19 protein-coding genes, 1 tRNA gene and 1 pseudogene are annotated in these 18936 nt (G+C 62.7%); 9 read left to right on the top strand and 12 right to left on the bottom strand.

Translation table 11 applies throughout. From position 1 onward, the window contains the following. The first annotated feature begins 4 nt into the window (after positions 1-4). The 3 genes and pseudogenes from QTL95_RS11330 (at position 5) to QTL95_RS11320 (ending at position 3175) form a co-directional block, all read left to right on the top strand. Positions 5-742 (top strand): 16S rRNA (uracil(1498)-N(3))-methyltransferase, encoded by a 738-nt coding sequence (locus QTL95_RS11330; protein WP_289720061.1) that lies wholly within the window; start codon positions 5-7, stop codon positions 740-742. Positions 743-889: 147 nt separating this feature from the next. Then, on the top strand, positions 890-2263 hold the full coding sequence (locus QTL95_RS11325; protein ID WP_289720060.1) for a glutamate--cysteine ligase: 1374 nt from the start codon (positions 890-892) through the stop codon (positions 2261-2263). Between the two features lie 85 nt (positions 2264-2348). Further along, positions 2349-3175, top strand: a pseudogene (locus tag QTL95_RS11320) (DUF937 domain-containing protein). Between the two features lie 87 nt (positions 3176-3262). On the opposite strand, the gene QTL95_RS11315 reads toward QTL95_RS11320, so the two are convergent. Then, a complete protein-coding gene (locus QTL95_RS11315; protein WP_289720059.1) occupies positions 3263-3562 on the bottom strand; it encodes a DUF1127 domain-containing protein in 300 nt (99 codons plus the stop codon). A 204-nt stretch (positions 3563-3766) separates the two neighbouring features. On the opposite strand from QTL95_RS11315, the gene QTL95_RS11310 reads away from it, so the two are divergent. After that, a complete protein-coding gene (locus tag QTL95_RS11310; RefSeq protein WP_289720058.1) occupies positions 3767-4723 on the top strand; it encodes a LysR substrate-binding domain-containing protein in 957 nt (318 codons plus the stop codon). A 3-nt stretch (positions 4724-4726) separates the two neighbouring features. On the opposite strand, the gene QTL95_RS11305 is transcribed toward QTL95_RS11310, so the two are convergent. The 5 genes from QTL95_RS11305 to QTL95_RS11285 all read right to left on the bottom strand — a co-directional run bounded on the left by QTL95_RS11305 (position 4727) and on the right by QTL95_RS11285 (position 9374). Further along, positions 4727-5356, bottom strand: a complete 630-nt coding sequence (locus tag QTL95_RS11305; RefSeq protein WP_289720057.1) for a TetR/AcrR family transcriptional regulator — start codon at positions 5354-5356, stop codon at positions 4727-4729. 283 nt (positions 5357-5639) lie between these two features. Next, positions 5640-6062 carry an MAPEG family protein gene (locus tag QTL95_RS11300; RefSeq protein WP_289720355.1) on the bottom strand — a complete coding sequence of 141 codons (423 nt, stop codon included), beginning with the start codon at positions 6060-6062 and terminating at the stop codon, positions 5640-5642. A gap of 93 nt (positions 6063-6155) precedes the next feature. Next, a complete protein-coding gene (locus QTL95_RS11295; protein WP_289720056.1) occupies positions 6156-6722 on the bottom strand; it encodes a hypothetical protein in 567 nt (188 codons plus the stop codon). After that, the gene (gene guaB, locus QTL95_RS11290; protein WP_289720055.1) at positions 6722-8206 is read right to left on the bottom strand and encodes an IMP dehydrogenase; all 1485 of its coding nucleotides are present in this window, start codon (positions 8204-8206) and stop codon (positions 6722-6724) included. Before guaB ends, QTL95_RS11295 begins: the two co-directional genes overlap by 1 nt. Positions 8207-8381: 175 nt before the next feature. Then, on the bottom strand, positions 8382-9374 hold the full coding sequence (locus QTL95_RS11285; protein WP_289720054.1) for an MBL fold metallo-hydrolase: 993 nt from the start codon (positions 9372-9374) through the stop codon (positions 8382-8384). Positions 9375-9627: 253 nt separating this feature from the next. Between QTL95_RS11285 and QTL95_RS11280 the strand changes: the two genes are divergently transcribed. Continuing rightward, complete coding sequence (locus QTL95_RS11280) at positions 9628-11043, top strand: MFS transporter (protein ID WP_289720053.1); 1416 nt, start codon at positions 9628-9630, stop codon at positions 11041-11043. A 4-nt stretch (positions 11044-11047) separates the two neighbouring features. Here QTL95_RS11280 and QTL95_RS11275 read toward each other — a convergent pair whose 3' ends face one another. From QTL95_RS11275 to QTL95_RS11265, 3 genes are all read right to left on the bottom strand, one after another. Next, entirely contained in the window at positions 11048-11431 is a 384-nt protein-coding gene (locus QTL95_RS11275; RefSeq protein WP_289720052.1) for a VOC family protein, read from the bottom strand. A gap of 56 nt (positions 11432-11487) precedes the next feature. Next, positions 11488-12207, bottom strand: a complete 720-nt coding sequence (locus QTL95_RS11270) for an RlmE family RNA methyltransferase (RefSeq protein ID WP_289720051.1) — start codon at positions 12205-12207, stop codon at positions 11488-11490. 62 nt (positions 12208-12269) lie between these two features. After that, positions 12270-13811, bottom strand: coding sequence for a Ppx/GppA phosphatase family protein (locus QTL95_RS11265; RefSeq protein WP_289720050.1), 1542 nt, complete (start codon positions 13809-13811; stop codon positions 12270-12272). 257 nt (positions 13812-14068) lie between these two features. On the opposite strand from QTL95_RS11265, the gene QTL95_RS11260 reads away from it, so the two are divergent. Beyond that, a tRNA-Gln gene (locus QTL95_RS11260) sits at positions 14069-14142 on the top strand. Between the two features lie 315 nt (positions 14143-14457). After that, complete coding sequence (locus tag QTL95_RS11255; protein WP_289720049.1) at positions 14458-15108, top strand: hypothetical protein; 651 nt, start codon at positions 14458-14460, stop codon at positions 15106-15108. A 51-nt stretch (positions 15109-15159) separates the two neighbouring features. Here QTL95_RS11255 and QTL95_RS11250 read toward each other — a convergent pair whose 3' ends face one another. The 3 genes from QTL95_RS11250 to QTL95_RS11240 are packed head-to-tail and all read right to left on the bottom strand — an operon-like array spanning position 15160 to position 17167. Beyond that, entirely contained in the window at positions 15160-15957 is a 798-nt protein-coding gene (locus tag QTL95_RS11250) for an anti-sigma factor family protein (protein ID WP_289720048.1), read from the bottom strand. After that, positions 15954-16559 carry an RNA polymerase sigma factor gene (locus QTL95_RS11245; RefSeq protein ID WP_289720047.1) on the bottom strand — a complete coding sequence of 202 codons (606 nt, stop codon included), beginning with the start codon at positions 16557-16559 and terminating at the stop codon, positions 15954-15956. Before QTL95_RS11245 ends, QTL95_RS11250 begins: the two co-directional genes overlap by 4 nt. Before the next feature lie 50 nt (positions 16560-16609). After that, positions 16610-17167, bottom strand: coding sequence for a tetratricopeptide repeat protein (locus QTL95_RS11240; protein ID WP_289720046.1), 558 nt, complete (start codon positions 17165-17167; stop codon positions 16610-16612). Between the two features lie 173 nt (positions 17168-17340). On the opposite strand from QTL95_RS11240, the gene QTL95_RS11235 reads away from it, so the two are divergent. After that, complete coding sequence (locus QTL95_RS11235; RefSeq protein WP_289720354.1) at positions 17341-18393, top strand: type III polyketide synthase; 1053 nt, start codon at positions 17341-17343, stop codon at positions 18391-18393. Next, on the top strand, positions 18393-18896 hold the full coding sequence (locus tag QTL95_RS11230; RefSeq protein ID WP_289720045.1) for an isoprenylcysteine carboxyl methyltransferase family protein: 504 nt from the start codon (positions 18393-18395) through the stop codon (positions 18894-18896). The genes QTL95_RS11235 and QTL95_RS11230 overlap by 1 nt, the downstream gene beginning before the upstream one ends. The last annotated feature ends 40 nt before the right edge of the window (positions 18897-18936 follow it).

Genomic DNA, 18936 nt, shown 5'->3' with positions numbered 1-18936 from the left:
ATCGATGCGCGCCAATTTTCGGATGCAAAGGCTGTTTGTCGCCGCCCCGCTCTCGCAGGGCGTAGCGGCTGAAGCGACCTCGGAGCAATTCAACTATCTCGCAAACGTGCTGCGCATGACCGATGGCGCGGAGATCCTCGTCTTCAACGGCCGTGACGGCGAGTGGAAGGCCAATCTTTCTTTTCCGACCCGCAAGCGCATCATGATCGTGCCCGAGGAGCAGACTCGGCAGCAGCCGGCGCCTGCCGACCTCCACTATCTCTTTGCCCCACTGAAAGTCGGGCGGCTCGACTATCTCGTGCAGAAGGCGGTCGAGATGGGGGCCGGCGTGCTGCAGCCGGTCATGACCCAACATGTGCAGGGCAAGATCACCAATCTCGACAAGCTGCGCGCCAACGTGATCGAGGCGGCCGAACAATGCGGCATTCTCGGCATTCCCGAGGTGGCCGAGCCGGTTCGCCTGTTCGACCTTCTCGACGGCTGGCCGGGCGAGCGGCGCATCATCTATTGCGACGAGGGCGATGCCGGGCAAAATCCGCTGCCGCTTCTGTCATCGATCAAGGAACGGAAGCTCGCTTTGCTTGTTGGGCCGGAAGGCGGCTTTTCGGAGGAGGAACGTACCCGGCTGCGCGGTCTCGATTTCGTCACCGCCATCCCGCTCGGGCCGCGCATCCTGCGCGCGGACACGGCAGCAGTGGCGGCCATGGCAGTGATCCAGGCGGCGATCGGCGATTGGAATTAACCCTCCTTTCGACCCGTCACGAAAATCGGTGCTATTTTTTTGATGGACCGTTGAAAGGATTTCACTTGCAACATACGTGGGAGCGGCCCTAATCAGCCTTTTCCACGTCCGGACATCCCGGCGTTTTCCCGAATACAGGTAACTTGCATGGCCCGCGATACGACCGACCAGACACCGCTCTCTTCGGTGCAGGAAATGACCGACTACCTCGCGGCGGGAAACAAGCCGAAGGAGAAGTTCCGTATCGGTACCGAGCACGAGAAGTTTGCCTTCTTCCGTGCAGACAACAGCCCCGTTCCCTATGCCGGCGAAGCAAGCATTTCTGCGCTTTTGAAGGGCCTGCAGGTGAAGTCCGGCTGGGAGCCGATCCTCGACGGCGACAACATCATCGGGCTTGGCGAACAGCACGGCATGGGCGCGATCTCGATCGAGCCGGGCGGGCAGTTCGAACTCTCGGGCGCGCCGCTCGAAACCATCCACGAAACCTGCAAGGAATCGAATTCGCATCTGGCGACGCTGCGCGAGATCGCCGAGCCGATGGGCATCCGCTTCCTCGGCATCGGCGGCAGCCCGAAGTGGACACTCGCCGAAACGCCGGTCATGCCGAAATCGCGCTACGAGATCATGAGCCGCTACATGCCGAAGGTCGGCACCAAGGGGCTGGACATGATGTACCGCACCTGCACGATCCAGGTGAACCTCGACTTCGCCTCGGAAGCCGACATGCGCAAGAAGATGCGCGTCTCGATGAAGCTGCAGTCGCTGGCAACGGCGCTGTTTGCCGCCTCGCCCTTTACCGAGGGCAAGCCGAACGGCCTGCTGTCCTGGCGCGGCGACATCTGGCGCGACACCGACAACCGTCGGTCGGGCCTGCTCGACTTCACCTTCCGCGACGATTTCGGCTTCCATGACTATACGGAATGGGCGCTCGACGTGCCGATGTACTTCATCGTGCGCGACGGCCGCTACCACGACTGTACCCATGTCACCTTCCGCCAGTTCATGAACGGCGCGCTGAAGGGCGAAGTCGCGGCCTGGGAGCCGACGATGGGCGACTGGACGAACCATCTTTCCACCCTCTTCCCCGATGTACGCCTGAAGCGCTTCCTCGAAATGCGCGGCGCCGATGGCGGCCCGTGGCGTCGCATCTGCGCGCTGCCGGCATTCTGGGTCGGCCTTCTCTATGATGAAGCGGCGCTGGAAGCCGCCGACCAGCTGACCAAGGACTGGACCTTCGACGAGGTGAACGCACTGCGCAACGCCGTGCCATCAGAGGGGCTGAACGCGAGCTTCCGCGGCCACGCGCTCTACGACACAGCCCGCGAGGTGATCGCCATTTCAAAGGCCGGCTTGAAATCGCGCAACAAGCTCAACCGCGATGGCCAGGACGAGACGATCTTCCTTGCGCCGCTCGACGAGGTCCTGGCGAAGAAATCGACGCTCGCCGACGACCTGCTGAAGCTTTACAACGGCCGCTGGAACGGCTCCGTCGAACCCGTGTTCGACGAGTATCAATACTAGGCGCATCGCTAGAAAGCCGTTTGCGCATTCCTATTTCCGGCTATACTGGCGCAACCATGCGTCGCGAAACCGGGAATAGGATTTCATGCTGCCACTGTTCGACATGATGATGCAGGCGCAGAACGGCGCGGCGATGGACGCCATCTCCAAGCAGTTCAACCTGGCGCAGGAGCAGGCGACCAAAGCCATGGCGGCATTGATGCCGGCCTTTTCGGCGGGGCTGAAGCGCAGCACCAGCAATCCCTATGACTTCATGGGGCTGATGCAGGCGGTCGCCTCGGGCAACTACGGCAAATACTTCGAAGACATGAGCAAGGCCTTCACGCCGCAGGGGATATCCGACGGCAACAACATCCTGGCGCAGCTCTTCGGTTCCAAGGACGTGTCGCGCGCGGTCGCCGAACAGGCCGCCAAGGTGACCGGCATCGGCCAGGAGATCTACAAGCAGATGCTGCCTGTCATGGCTGATACGCTGATGGGCGGGCTGTTCAAGCAGACGACGGGACAGATGGGCGCGCCTGTCAATCCGTTCGTCAGAGCACCGGCTTCGCGCCCAAGCAGCGCGCCGCGCCCGAGCCCAGCATCTTCGACAATCCGTTCACGCAGGCGATGCAGCTGATGTTCAGCGTGCCGAAGCCGGCACCGGAGCAGACGCCTAACAATCCCTTCCTCGACAATCCTTTCGCCAAGGCTTTCCAGGAAATGATGGGCAATCTCGGCAAGACCGCAGCGCCCGACCCGCAGCCGGCGCCCCGGGAAGAAGAACCGGGTGCCGCCGAGAGCTACATGGGCATGCTGAACGCCATGTTCGACAGCGGGCTCGAGGTGCAGAAGAGCTACCAGAAGAGCATGGAAGCGATCTTCGAGACTTACCGACCGCAGACACCGCCCGTCTCCAAACCAAAGGCGTAAAAAAACCCGGAGATGGCCGGAAGGCCGATCACCGGGTTAAATGGCAGGGCTATTGGCTATCACCCTGCGGGGAAAACTGGGCCGGCCCTAGTCGATATGGGACCGGAAGACGGCGTTGCGGCCACGCTTGCGCGCGGATCGCGTCAAATGATCCGATGGATCCTCGAAGAAGGTCGAGGCCAGGAAAGCGGCATCGAGATCAGCCCTGGAGAGGCCGATATCCTTCAACTGATTATCGTCGAGCTCGTGCAGCGCATTGATCTCCATACGGTTGCGAAACACGCGCAGTACGGAGGTCACCGTTGCAAAGCCGTTGGCGATTCGCTGCGACAGCGTTGCGACGGGCGGGTTGCATTCGAGTTCCAGTATCCGGTCTGACGTGCGCATGGGATGATCCTTTCATTGGCGCGCAACAACCCACCCCATCCGCGAGGTCATGCGGGCGAGGAGCAGGCTGAAAATCGGAAGCGGACAGGCAGGGAGCCGGTCCATCACTTTGATTGATTTGCATCCCGAAGATGCCAAAGGACTATTGATCAGTCCAACGAATGTTTCTAATGATTATCATCAGAGATCGTTATAGGTGGACCCATGGCTGCGCCTCTTGATATTGACCAGTTGCAGACCTTCATCGCCATTGTCGATTCCGGCAGCTTCACCAAGGCCGCCGACAAGGTCTACAAGACACAATCCGCCGTCTCCATGCAGATGCGCCGACTGGAAGAGCGCGTCGGCAAGCAGCTCTTCATCAAGGACGGCCGCGGCAACAGGCTGACGGTCGAGGGCGAGAAGCTCCTGAACTACGCGCGCCGCATCATCCGGCTCAACAACGAAGCAATCGCCGCCTTCGACGACAACAGGCTGGAGGGCATGCTGCGCATCGGCACGCCCGACGATTACGCCGATCGCTACATGCCCGAGATCATCGGCCGCTTTGCAAAGACGCATCCGAATGTCGAGCTCTATATCGTCTGCGAGCCCTCGGTGGACCTTGCAGAACGCATGCATCGCGGCGAGCTCGATATTGCGCTGGTGACCCACAATCCGCGCGAGCGCATCTCCGACGTGGTGCGGACCGAGCCGCTGTGCTGGGTGGCCTCCGCCAATCATCCGATCCGCGACGACGCGCCGGTGCCGCTTGCCGTCGGCCGGCGCGATTGCCAGTGGCGGCAGCTCGCCTGTTCGGCGCTCGATGCCGTCGGGCGCGAGCACCAGATCCTGTTCACGAGCTGGTCCTGCACGGTTGTTGCCGCGGCGGTCCTTGCCGGCATGGCGGTTTCGGTGATGCCGGAATCGGCGTTGCGCACCGGCATGAAGGTGCTGAGCCAGGCCGACGGCTTCCCCGCGCTGCCGCCTGTACAGATCGGCATCATGAAGCGGCCGGGCGTGTCGATCTCGCTGATGAATGCGATCACCGCCCACATCACCGCCTGCCTCGACAACATCACGCCTGCCGTCGTCGACGACAATCTGGAGCCGGAGCTGAAGAACGGCTACGGCAGGGTGCAGCCGCGCCTGAAGATCTCGAACGTCGTTCCGAGCTGGTAGCCGTCAGCCCACCGGCGAAAGGAAGGATGAGCGCACCACGCGCTTCCATTCGTCCAGAATCCTGCCCGCGAGGCGAGGCTCGCTGACAACGGCGAGACGGATCGACGCGCCTATCAGATGGCTGAACAGATAGGTGCGCGCCTGCAGGTCGGCGACATCCAGTTCCGGCGCGACGCGGCGGATGGTGTCCTCGAAGATATCGGCGACGTGCTTGCCATGTTCGATATTGAGCTTCAGCAAATCCTGGTCAGTCTCGGTACCCATCCAGATGCCGAGACAGGCGGCGTCCTTGCGGTACTCGTCATAGTGCCAATCGACCGTCGCGGTGACCGCCTCGAGCACACCGTCGAGCGATTCCACGGCGGCAAAGGCATCCGCGATCTTCGCCTGGATGGCTGAGGCGTGGCGGTCGAACAGCGCTTTGACGACCGCGGCCTTCTCCGGAAAATACTGATAGACGGAACCGATCGGCACATTGGCGGCGACGGCGAGCTCCGTCATCCGCATCGCGCTCACACCCTTCTCGGCAATGATTGCCGCGGCGGCGGTGAGAATGAGGTCGAGCCTCTGGATACTGCGTTCCTGTTTTGGCTTCCGGCGGAGGCCAATACGATCCAAACTTCCGACCTTCATGTCGTTCCCATTTGTTTCTATATGGAGCGACGGAAGTGGTTCATGCCGGCGCCTGTGGGCCGATATGACATGCAGGTGTTCACGACTCGTAAACGGCCGAAGTCGGATTCTAACGATGCTAAAATGCTTAAGCAGATCGGGGCGATACACCCCGATTTGGTCTGCGGGAGAGGGTAATTTTACTGTGCCACCGTGGACTACACGGCGATGGTACTTACCTTTTCCCGCACTCGTCGTGCAGGGCAGCACGAGGCTGATTCGCAATTCTGAATGACGTCGTCTTTCAGCCGTTCGGGAACATTATCCAGACGGCCAGCCAAACCCACATGAGGCCAAGCACGACATAGCCGGCGGCAAAGAGTGGGCTGCGGTAGCGCAGATCGTTGCTGGTGACATGGACGAAGGCGTGGACATAGCGAAGGGCGACGAAGATCCAAGCAAGCACGAGCGCGACCAGATTGTCGGCCTCAGTCATGTAGAGCAGGATGCAGCAGGCGTAGAAGAGCACCGGCAGCTCGTACTGGTTCGCCAGGCTGTTCTTGACGATCAGGCTTTCGGTCGGCTCGCCACGGTTTTCGCGGTAATCGGAGGCGTGCACCTTACCCGACTTCAGCATTTTCTGGCGGCGGTAGCCGAGCAGCATATAGAGCAGATAGACCAGCGCCGCGTGGGCAATGATGGGCCAGAACATCTCGTAGCCTGTCATTCCGGTCATCGCGTCTTCTCCTGTGCTGCTTTTCTTTTAAGGTCAGAGCTTTAGAGGAAACGGCCAAGGCTTTCCAGTGCAGGTCACCGATGTTTATTGGGTATCGCGGTCGGCCGGCGGGACCACGCGATAGAGCGCAAAACGGAGGATGACGATCAAGCAAATCGCGGCTGCGAGGAACTTGATGGTTGAAAACCACGGCAGGACGGTCGCGGCAAAGCGCCATTCCGTACCGCCCCCGAAAATGTTCGTCGTCAGGATGTTTTCGGCGTAATCCGAAAAGCCATAGATAAAGGGCAGCGCGTAGATCGCGGCGATGACGGCGGGGGAGAGCGGCCGATTGAAGTAATGGCCGGCGGGACGGAGCTTGAGCAGCGCCGTATAGAGAAAAGCGATAAACATTGCGGGAAAGAAGAGATCCGGCCCGCGATGCATCGCGTTCAAAAGATCGCGTGCGGGCTGGTTCTTGGCGAGCAGATCGCGCATGGCGCCGATATCAGCGGCGCCATAGGGACCCATTCTCACCTCCAGCATGCTCACATCGGCAAGCTTGCAGAAGGGCAGGACGAAGCTGAACAGCATCCAGGCGAAAAGGCCCAGGGAGATGGCCGCGAGCAGCGCGACGACCGAGGTCGGGATGCGGCTGCTCGCGTCGTTCATCAGGCGCCGGCGCCCGGATAGTTCGGGCTTTCGCGGGTGATGGTCACATCGTGAGGATGGCTCTCGCGCAGGCCGGCACCGGAGATGCGCACGAAGGTGGCGCGTTCCTGGAAGTCCTTGAGATCCTTGCCGCCGACATAGCCCATGGCCGCCTTGAGACCACCGGCGAGCTGATGCAGGACGCCGGAGACCGGGCCCTTGTACGGAACCTGGCCTTCGATGCCTTCTGGAACCAGCTTGAGCGTGTCGCGCACTTCCGCCTGGAAGTAGCGGTCCGCCGAGCCGCGGGCCATGGCGCCGACGGAGCCCATGCCACGATAGGCTTTGAAGGAACGGCCCTGGTAGAGGTAGACTTCGCCCGGGCTTTCATCGGTACCGGCGAGCAGCGAGCCGATCATGACGGCGGAGGCGCCGGATGCGATCGCCTTGGCGACGTCTCCGGAGAACTTGATGCCGCCATCGGCGATGACGGGGATATCCTGGGCACGGGCTGCCTCGACCGCCGACATGATGGCGGCGAGCTGCGGAACGCCGACGCCGGCAACGATGCGGGTCGTGCAGATCGAGCCCGGGCCGATACCGACCTTGACGGCATCAGCACCGGCATCGATCAGCGCCTTGGTGCCGTCATACGTAGCGACGTTGCCGGCCATGACGCGGACGGAGTTGGAGAGCTTCTTGACGCGACCGACGGCGTTGAGCACGCCTTGCGAGTGGCCGTGGGCGGTATCGACGACGAGCAGGTCGACGCCGGCTTCGATCAGGCGCTCGGCGCGCTCGAAGCCATCGTCACCGACGCCAACGGCGGCGGCGGCGCGCAGGCGACCCTGCGCATCCTTGGAGGCGTTCGGGTTGAGCTGCGATTTCTCGATGTCCTTGACGGTGATGAGGCCGACGCAACGGCCTTCGCCATCGACAACCAGCAGCTTTTCGATGCGGTGGGCGTGCAGCAGACGCTTGGCTTCCTGCTGGTCGACGGTTTCCTTGACCGTGACGAGCCCTTCGCGGGTCATCAGCTCATAGATCTTCTGGGCGGGATCGGAGGCGAAGCGGACGTCGCGGTTGGTCAGGATGCCGACGAGACGGCCGGACTTCTCGACAACGGGGATGCCGGAGATGCTGTGGATCTTCATCAGCGCCAGCGCGTCGGCGAGCGTCGCATCGGGGCCGATCGTCACCGGGTTGACGACCATGCCGCTTTCGAACTTCTTGACCTGGCGAACCTGCTCGGCCTGTTCGACCGGGGTCAGGTTCTTGTGGATGACGCCGAGACCGCCGGCCTGGGCCATGGCGATCGCCAGCCGGCTTTCGGTGACCGTGTCCATGGCCGACGAGATGATCGGGATGTTGAGTTCGAAATCGGTGGCGATGCGGGTCGCGACGCTGGTCTGGCCCGGCAGGACCTCGGAATGACCAGGCTGCAGCAGCACGTCGTCGAAGGTGAGTGCGTCTAAACCGGTCGGCGTTTCAATGATGCGAGCCATGGCCAATTCCTCATGAAAGAAAAATGCACCCTCACCCGGAACGAATTATCCGCACCGGCGATGTGTGAAGTTGCTTTGGAAGTTGGCGAGGGCTGGTACCACGTCTGCGGCGTTAAGGGAATAGTAAAAAGCCCGGCGCGATGGCCGGGCTCCGTATGGCTGCCATGCAGCACGATCAGAGGTCGAACTGATAGGTCTTCGGCACGAAGCGATAGCCGCTCTCGTAGACCTCGGCATAGCCGACAGCCGGGAACGGCATGTGGTAGCCGAGGAATGGCACCTTGTCGGATGCGATCATGTCGAACACCTTCTTGCGAGTGGCTGCGGCCTGCGCCTTGTCCATGTCGAAGCGGACTTCCCAGGTGGGGTTTTGCAGCGACAGGATATAGTGGTTGGCGGTATCGCCGGTGGCGACCAGGCGCTTTCCATCCGACTCGATGTTGAAGATCATGTGGCCGGGCGTGTGACCCGGGGCCAGCATGGCGGTAATGCCGGACGCGACCGTATCGCCCTCGCCGATGAAGGTGATCTTCTCTGCCAACGGCACGACATTGGCGAGAACCGCCTTGTGGCCGCCTTCGGCAGGCGTGCCCTCGCGAGCCTTGTCGGTCCAGAAATCATATTCGGTCTTGCCGGCGACGTAGCGGGCCTTGGCAAAAGCGGGCTTGCCGCCTTCCATCAGGCCGCCGATATGATCGCCATGCAGATGGGTGAGCGCGACGACGGTAATGTCATCGGTCGAGTAACCGGCAGCCTTGAGGCCGGCGGCGAGCTGGCCGTTGCCCTTGGCGCGGCCGCTTTCACCGAAGCCGGTATCGACCAGGATCACGTCCGAACCGGTGTCGACCACGAAGGGCGCGAAGGTGTTGACGAACTTGTCCGTAGGCAGGAAGTTCTTTGTCAGCAGCGCCTGAACGGTCTCCGGCGTCTGGTTGGTACCGAAGGTTTCATTCGGCTTTTCCCCAACCACGCCACCATCCTTTACGACGGTGAACTTGAAGGAGCCGAGCTTGAACTGATTGAACTGGGGCTGCGTTGTCGCATCCATCTTTGTGTTGTCTCCGCTTGCGGCCAATGCGGCCGTCTGTCTAAAAATAACCGGCGCCGCCAGCAGGCCAACGCCTGCGGCAAAAAATGTACGCCGCCCAATCCCCTTGGACTTAGCCATGTGCCATCCCTCTTCTACAGCGCGACAGCAACGCCGCGCGAACCCCATTGCCCACATGCCCGTCGCGTCATGCAACGATAGCCGCGATTAGCATATGCCAAATTTGGCACGGGAAATTACCGGGCAAGCGATGTCACGCAGACGTGAAGCGATTGTGTCTCCAACGCGCATGGAAGGGTTGGCAGAGCTCTCCGCGAGGACTACAGAGCAATGGCTTTCCGAGCAGCCTTCGTAGCCCCCGAGGCATTCGCGCATGAACCGTATCGTTCCCCTTATCCTCGCCGTCGCGCTCTTCATGGAGCAGATGGATTCCACCGTCATCTCCACCGCCTTGCCCGCGATCGCCAACGACCTGCATGTCGGGCCGATCACGCTGAAACTGGCGCTGACGGCCTACATGGTGTCGCTCGCGGTGTTCATCCCCATCAGCGGCTGGATGGCGGACCGTTTCGGCGCCAAGCGCATCTTTCGCCTCGCCATCTGCGTCTTCGTTGTCGGCTCGATCTTCTGCGCCTTCTCATCGGGGCTGGTCGAATTCGTCTGCGCCCGCTTCCTCCAAGGCATGGGCGGCGCGATGATGACGCCGGTAGGGCGCCTGGTGCTGCTCAGAACCACGAAGCGCAGCGATCTGGTCTCCGCCATGGCGCTTCTGACCATTCCCGCACTCGTCGGTCCATTGGCCGGGCCGCCGCTCGGCGGCTTCATCACCACCTATTTTACCTGGCACTGGATATTCCTCATCAACGTGCCCGTCGGGATCATCGGTGTCTGGCTGGCGACGATCTTTTTGCCCGAGGTGGAGGCGACCGCGCCCCCGAAGCTCGATGTGACGGGGTTCGTGCTGACCTCGTTTGCCGCCGCCGGCGTGGTCTTCGGACTTTCCGTCGTCAGCCTCCCGGCACTGCCGCCCATCATCGGCATCATCGCCACCGCGATAGGCGTGGTCTGTTGTTTCCTCTATGTGAGGCATGCCCGGCGACATCCTGCACCGATCCTGAACCTCGATCTTTTCCGCAATCAGACCTTTCGCGCCTCAATCATCGGCGGCACGATCTTCCGCATCTGCATCGGCGCCATGCCGTTCCTGACGCCGCTGATGCTGCAGCTCGGCTTCGGGCTTACGCCGTTCCAATCCGGCCTCATAACCTTCGCGGGCGCGATCGGCGCGATTACCACCAAGTTCATGGCGCGTCGCGTCTTCGCGGCGACCGGTTTCCGCACGACCCTGCTATCTGCGGCGGCCGTCACCACGGCGGTCACCATCGCCACCGGCTTCTTCACACCGGTGACGCCGCACCTCGTCATCATCACCATTCTTCTCATCGGCGGCTTCTCGCGCTCGTTCTTCTTCACCGGCGTGAACGCGCTTGCCTATGCCGATATCGACGACGCCAACGCCAGCCAGGCTACATCCATGACCTCGGCGATCCAGCAGATCAGCCTGGCGCTGGGCGTTGCCGTCGCAGCGGCGATCCTGGAGACGTCGATCTATATCCGCGGCGAGGCGCTGCAGGTGGCGGACTTCCACAATGCCTTCTTCGCCCTGGCCGTCCTGACTGTCATCGCCACCATCCCGTTCATTCGCATGGACCGGAACGCCGGCGCGCATGTCTCCGGCCATGGGGCGCAGCGGGTAACGCCGGCAGTGGTGGAGCAAGCCGTCAAGTAGGCCGCTATTCGGGCTCCTCGCAGACGGCGCTCAGCTTGTTGCCGTCATGATCGCGCACATATGCCGCATAAAAGCTGTCGTGAAACGGGCGAAGGCCCGGCTTGCCTTCGTCGAAACCACCAGCCGCAAGTGCGGCTGCATGAAAGGCATCGACATCGGCACGCGTGGCAGCCGCCAGCGCCACCATCGTGCCGTTGCCGTTCGACGCCCGGCGGCGGTTGAAGGGGGTGACGACCCACAGCCGGCAGCGCACGTCGCCATCGGCCGCGTAGCCGATCTCCTCCTCGGAGTATCGCTGGCGGCGGTAGCCTAATGGCGGCAGCACGGCATCGTAAAAACGGCCGGCGCTTTCGATATCGTTGGTTCCAAGTGTGATGTAGAGCAGCATCGATCTCAGCGGTCATTCCTGGGAGGAAGCATCTTCCACCCGGAACGGCCACAAGATCAAGCCTCCGCGTTTTCCGGCTGCGCCTTGCGGCCCTTGAAGCCCTTGGCGAGCAGGAACATCTCAACCGATTCGGCGCGCGAGGAGGCCGGCTTGACGTGCACGACCTGCTTGAAATGCTGCTTCAGCATGTTCAGCAGGTCCTTCTCGGTGCCGCCCTGGAAGGTCTTGGCAAGAAAATGTCCACCCTCGCCCAGAACCTCGATGGCGAAATGGGCTGCTACCTCGCAGAGGTGCATGGTGCGCAGGTGATCGGTGCGGTGGTGGCCCGTGGTCGGTGCCGCCATGTCGGAGATGACGAGATCCGGCGTGCCGCCGACCGCTTCCATCAGCTGATCGGGCGCCGTCGGATCAAGGAAGTCCAGCTGCAGGATCTTGACGCCGGGAAGCTGCGCCATCTCCAGGAAGTCGATCGCCGCGACGCGCACGTCCTCATCCGTCGAGCCGGTGACCTTGGCGGCGATCTGCGACCAACTGCCGGGGGCGGCGCCGAGGTCGATGATGCGCCGGGCGCCCTTGAGGATGCCGTGCTTCTCGTCGATCTCCAAAAGCTTGAAGGCGGCGCGGGCGCGGTAACCCTCCAGCTGCGCGCGCTGCACGTAGGGATCGTTGATGTGGCGCTGCAGCCACTGCCGCGACGACGCCTTCATCTTCTTGTTCTTGACGCGCTGGCCGAGCTTGCGGCCGGTGCGGTTTCCCGCGATCGTTGGCTTGGTCATCCCGTTTCCTATCTTCCACGCTGGCCGCGTGGTTGTTACTTGCCGCGCTGGCCGCGTAGATCTTACTTGCCGCGCTGGCCGCGGCGGTGGCGATGGCGCCGCCAGACGCCGTCATCCGCCATCATGTCCGTCAGCAGCCCTTCCCTCAAGCCGCGATCGGCAACGCGCATGCGCGGGCTCGGCCAGCGGCGGCGGATCGCCTCCAGGATGGCGCAGCCGGCCAGCACCAGATCGGCGCGATCGGGCCCGATGCAGGGATTGGCGGCGCGGCTGGCGAAATCCCAGGACAACAGCTTCGCCTGCATGGCCGAGACCTCGTCATCGGACAGCCAGATGCCATCGACCCTGCGGCGGTCGTAGCGCGGCAGGTCGAGATGCACGCCGGCGAGCGTCGTGACGGTCCCCGAGGTGCCGATGAGGTGGAAATCGCCGGCCTGATCGACCTCGATCGCCGGGCAATCGAAACCGGCCAGCATGCCCTCGACCTCGAGCACCATGCCTTCGAAGACATCGGGCGTGACATCCCGGCCGCCGTGGCGCTCTGAGAGCGTGACCACGCCGACGGGCAGCGACGTCCAGTGGGTGATATGGTTGGCGAGGCGATTGAGCCGGCTGTCGCCGATGCGGATGACTGCGATTTCCGACGAGCCGCCGCCGATATCGAACAGCACGACGGAGCGCGTTTCGCGGCCGACCAGCGAGGAGCAGCCGGAGACGGCGAGCCGCGCTTCCGTCTCTCGGTCGATGATCTCGAGCTCGAGACCGGTTTCGGTGACGACGCGCTGAAGGAATTCTTCGCCGTTGCTCGCCTGGCGGCAGGCCTCGGTCGCGATCAACCGCATGCGACGGATCTCGCGGTTCTTCAGCTTGGCGGCGCAGACACGCAGCGCATCGACCGCGCGGTCCATCGCCTCTTCCGACAGGCGGCCGCTGGCGGCGAGCCCCTCGCCCAGGCGGACGATACGCGAGAAGGCGTCAACGACGCGGAACTGGCCGGGTCGCGTCGGCTGCGCGATCAGCAGCCGGCAATTGTTGGTGCCGAGATCGAGCGCCGCGTACAGTTCGTCCGGCCATTGATGCTCGAAGTGCGGCCGCTGCTCGCGCTCGTTCTGCCGAACGGCACGATTGTCCGCTTCGGCGCCGCGCGGCTTCGGCGATTCGCCGCGCGCGGAGGGCTGCTGCGCCGGCGCTGCGTGTCCGTGCTGGCCGGCGCCTTTTTCGTGGGCGAGCGGACGCCCCTGCAAACCACGCTTGCCACGGTGCTTGCGTCGATTGCGGCGGCTTGAGGCCGCCTCCCCTTCGACGCGAGCGACCTGCTGCTCCGCCGTCGCGTGCCGTTCAGCGTGATTTTTGTGCTGTTGCGCGCCTTCGCCCGACCCGCGGCGACGCCGCTTGCGCTTGCGTGCCGGATTCCCGGCTGCGTCATCACTTGGGCGCGCTGCCTCTCCGGCATCACCGGAGGCGACATGCTGAGCGGACTGGCCTGCGATGCGGGATTGCCCGCCTCGCTTGCCCTTACGCCGCCTGGATTTCTTACCATCCTTGCGACCTGCCGCCGACGCCCCGTCAAATTGCGGCTTGGCGCCGCCTTCGGGGTCTTCCACGTTCGTTTTCCATCGCGCCGCGCAAGTCCAGGACGGTATGCAGCAGGCGCTCATTCGATTTTTGCGTTGCGGCAAGGATATCAGCGCGAAGCGGAATCACCAAATTCTTTTTGCTCGAGCTCACCAATGCACCTCGAACGGCCGCTCGGGTGGTCCGAAAACACGTGTGGATTTTTTTCAAAAGACCTATTTGCAATCGCCAAGCTTTTGGTTATAAGCGCCGCACAGCAGCCAGGCCATGCTTCGGCAGCGACTGCTGGGGAATAGTTCAATGGTAGAACGACGGACTCTGACTCCGTTAATCTTGGTTCGAGTCCAGGTTCCCCAGCCAATTCTCCCTTAAACATGATCGCTTGGTACACCGGCTACAACCATTGTGGTTTCACAGTCCTTGAGCATTCAAATCCGTATCGCTTCTATAAAATACAAGAGCGGTAGCAACGGCTTCTCGCGTTCACGCGGCAATTCTCGCCGGAGACGCGCACCAAGTACTCAAGATAAAAGCAGCATTTGGTCAGCCTCAGGCTGTCCTTGATGTTTATTCTTGCTTCTCCAGACCACAAGCAAAAGGCCTGACAGGACCGATTTGGCGCTCTCCGAGTCACAGGGGCCGCCGAAGCAAGTCATTAAAGAGAGACGTATTTGGATGAAGATAGCCGTCATACAGTTCGATGACCGTCCGATTGAGGTACTGGCGCATGTTGCAACCCTGATCGGTCGCAATGCGCAATACGCGAAGCAGCATGGTTATGAATATGCATTCGTGAACCGGCTGGGGATGGACATCCCACCATTCTGGGCCAAGCCGCACATCGCCAAACACTATCTGAACGCCGGCTACGACGCGGTCTTGTGGCTGGATACCGATGCGGTCGTTCATGACATCGATATGCCGGTCGATCGCTTTTTCTCGAACGACGAGGTCTTCGTGTATTCGTCCGACAATCCGGTCTGGCGCAGCCCGTTCAATGCCGGCGTGTTCATGTGCAGGGGGCAGCGCGGACTTGAGCTGATGACCGAATGGGCCGCGCTCTATCCGCCGGACCTGTGGGAAAAGACGGGGCAGCAGTGGATATGCAGAGATCCACGATGGGCCGGACCTGCGTATGAACAGGGCAGCTTCGTCACCCACATGCTACCGAAATACGCCTTGTCCGGGTTGCTGAAACGGCTTCCCTGGGAGGTTCTGCAGGCCCCGTTCCCGATGAAGGGGTCGTTTACCCTGCATTTCGCAGGGCAATTCAAGCCTAATATCGGTGTCTATTCGGCGCCTCCGTCGGAACAACTCGCGGTATAGGGACACTCATCACGGTCTCGAAGACGGCAAGCCCAGCGAACCGCGTAGCCCTCATCCTATGGCCGCCCTTTCCCGCATCGCGTCGGCGATCGCCTGCATCCGATCCGCAGCGACCCGGCCGATCAGCATGAAGGCATGGCGGTCGCTTGCCCAGTAGACCACGTTCATGCCTTTACGCCCTTCGACCTCCGGTGCCTTGCGCCCGACCTCAGAGCGGATGATGCAAAGCGCGAGAGGGCCGGTTTCCGGGTCGAGATAGGCGATCTGGGCGAGCGGCTGGTCATCGTATTGCAGGATCTGGGCGCGCTTGAAGTCCATTCCCGGCAAGGCGATCGCATCGGGGGAAAGCGAAAGGCCGAGCCTCTCGTCGATGCGGGCGAGTTGCGCGGCCCGTTCGGCAGCCGTGGGAGCAGGGCCGGCGAGCGTATCCGGGGTGTAGAGAGCGATATATTCGGCGACGACGGCGCGCCATTCGGCGCTTTCATCGGCCGCCTCGCGTTCGCCGGGCCAGCCGATGGCGATGCGATCGACAACAATACCGGCGACGAGGCAGGCGGCCATGGCGCCGAGGAGGCCGCGGCGGCCGATGCCGGTTTTCGCGGGCGTAATTTCTTCATGCGGCAACGCACCGAGCATGGCTTCGAGCTTCTCGGTAGGCGCTTCCGCAAGCAACGGTTCGAAGGCCGCCTTGAAGGGGAGACTACTGCGGGACAGGAACTCCAGCCGTTCGGCGGCGGGGGCGCTCACCTCGAGGATCGCTTCCAGGCGCGAGACCTCTTCGGGCGACAGTTCGCCATCGAGATAGGCGGTCAGTTCCTCGTCGCGGGGGATGGCGTTGTTCTCGGTCATCCTGCGTCCTCCCCGGACAGGTTGTCCGACAGCTTGGCGCGCGCTGCGGCAAGGCGGCTCATCACGGTTCCGATCGGAATATTTAGCAGACTCGCAACCTCCTTGTAGGACAGGCCCTCGACATAGGCGAGGAAGACAGCCACGCGCTGGGCTTCCGGCAGGGCGTCGACCAGGCGCAGCACCTGGCCGGCCATGACATGTGTTTCCGTTTCGTGGGCGCCATCGACGACGAGCGCCTCCTCCGCCTCGACGAAACCCTGCCCCTGGCGCACGCGGCGCGAGCGGATTTCGTTCAGCCAGATGGAATGCAGGATCGAGAACAGCCAGCGGTCGAGGCGGGTTCCGGCAGCAAACTGCTCGGCCCGCTCCAGCGCCCGCACGCAGGTCTGCTGAACGAGATCGTCGGCGATGTCGCGGCGGCGCGACAGCACCAGGCCGTAGCGCCAGAGGCGCGCCAGGTGTTCCGTCAGGCCGCTTCTGATATCGGCTTTGCTTGCGATGACCGCCCCTCCCGCAGGTGCACCATCAAAGGCCGCAGGCGATGCCTGCGGCCCTGCGGCGGTACGACTGTAGACAGCAAATGTGGTATCCGCGACCGGCATTTCTCAAATTTCCTGGCAACAGTTGAACCTGCGTTTGCTCAATGAAGCGATCAGATCTTGCTCGGATCGACGATCGCCTGGTTGAGGTCTTCGTATTCCTCGCATTCGGTATTGCCGCAGATCGCCTTGATGGCGTTCAGCTGGTCGCGTGCAAGGTCGATCCGGCCTTTGACGAGATAGGCCTCGCCCAGATATTCGCGCACCTGCGCATAGTGCGGATCCATCGCCACCGATTTCAGATAATAGGAAATGCCCTCGTCCGTGCGACCGAGCTTGCGGGTGGCGTAGCCACGATAGTTCAGCGCTTCCGGCGTATTGGAGTTCTTCAGGGTATCGAGCATCGCCAGCGCCTCGTCGTAGCGGCCGGCCTTGGCGAGCGCGTAGGCGTAATCGGTACGATCCTCGTCGGTGATGTTGGCGCCGGACTGCTTGACGCACTTCTTGGTCTTCTTGTCGTAGACCTGGCCTTTCTTGCAGGTCGGCATCGTCTGATTGTCCTCGCCGCTGCCGCCGCCGATGGCATAGACGGGGCCGGCGATGGCGAAGGCGAAGGCGGCGATGCAGCCGCTGAGGAGCAGCGAAGCGATGCGAACGGGTGCGGTCATCATGAGATCTCTCCTGCTGGAATGACGTTGCGGCGAATGAACACCGCTGCCCGAAGATTTATTCGCCGCCGCGCGATCTTTTCCGATCACTCGTTTGTTAGGTCCCTCGACGAATAAAGCCGCGTGCGGGGTGTTTGCCGCGCATGGTGCAAGAGGAGCCCCCTGTGACCGACATCGTGAGCGATACCGTGAAACTGCTGAGCGTGGCGACCGCCGCGCCCGAACACATCATCACGCAGGCCGAGGCGGCGGAGACCTGCGCGCGGCTGTTTTCCCACCGCCTCAAGGATTTCACGCGGCTTTCAGGCGTGTTCGAGAATGCCGGCATCATCAAGCGTCATGCCGCACGACCGCTCGAATGGTTCGTCACCCCGCATGGGTGGCAGGACCGGATGGAGGCTTATGCGGAGACATCCCGCAGCCTGTTCGTCGATGCCGCCGCCCAAGCGCTCGAGCGCGCCGGATTGAAGGGGCAGGACGTCGATTGCGTCGTCACCGTATCCTCGACCGGGATCGCGACGCCGAGCTTCGATGCGCAGCTTGCCCGGCGCATGGGGTTCCGCTCCGATATAGAGCGCGTGCCCGTGTTCGGGCTCGGATGCGCGGCCGGCGTTTCCGGCTTCGCCATCGCCGAGCGGCTGGCGAGAAGCCGGCCGGGGGCCGTCGTCCTCTTCGTCTCGCTCGAGCTTTGCACGTTGGCGTTCCGGCTGGACGAGCTGACGCGAGCCAATATAATCGCGACGGCGCTGTTCGGCGACGGCGCGGCCGCCTGCGTGCTGCGCGCCGGCCGGGAAGGCTTGGCCGAAGTGGAAGCGACCGGCGAGCACCTGTTTCCCGATACGCTCGACATCATGGGCTGGCGGATCGACGACAGCGGCTTCGGCATCGTGCTGGCGCAATCGCTGCCGCCCTTTGCCGAGGCTGAGCTTGGCCCGGCCGTGGACGGCATCCTGGCGCGCAACGGCCTCGCGCGCGGCGATATAGACCGTTTCATCTGCCATCCCGGCGGCGCCAAGGTGCTGGCCGCGCTGGAAAGCGCGCTGACGCTTAAGCCCGAGGCGCTGGACCACGAGCGCGCGGTACTCGCCGAATTCGGCAATATGTCCTCTCCGACAGTGCTATTCGTGCTGGAGCGGGTGTTGCGGGCGGGGTTGCCGGAGCGAAGTGCCATGATCGCCATGGGTCCTGGCTTTACCGCCAGCTGCGTGACATTGCGGAGGATCAGCTGATGTGGTGGCCGTCGATCGCCGTTCTCGGCTTCGTGACGTTGCAGCGACTGGCGGAGCTGGGGCTTGCCCGCCGCAATACCCGGGCGCTGCTAAAAAGAGGCGGCAGGGAAGTGGCACCGGAGCATTATCCGCTGATGATCGCGCTGCATGCGAGCTGGATCGCCGGCCTGTGGCTGCTGGCCCCCGGACGACCGATCGAGCCGGTGTGGCTGGCAGTCTTCGTCGTGTTGCAGGCCTGCCGCGTATGGGTGATCGCAACGCTCGGGCGGCGCTGGACGACGCGGATTATCGTGCTGCCCGGCATGCCCCTTGTCCGAAGCGGGCCTTACCGGTTCATGTCGCACCCGAACTATGCCGTCGTAGCGGGCGAGATGGCCGTGCTGCCGCTGGTCTTTGCTATGCCCGTCTATGCGCTGGTGTTTTCGATCCTTAACGCAGCCGTGCTCGTTGTCCGCATCCGCGCCGAGAGCGGCGCCTTGCGAACCGCAATGTTTTTGAAATGAAATGGAATTTTTCAATTGCGTGACGCCAGCCGGGACGGCA

It is taken from the genome of Rhizobium sp. S152 (assembly GCF_030380735.1).
Lineage (GTDB): Bacteria > Pseudomonadota > Alphaproteobacteria > Rhizobiales > Rhizobiaceae > Rhizobium.
This window is presented reverse-complemented; position numbering and strand designations above follow the sequence as displayed.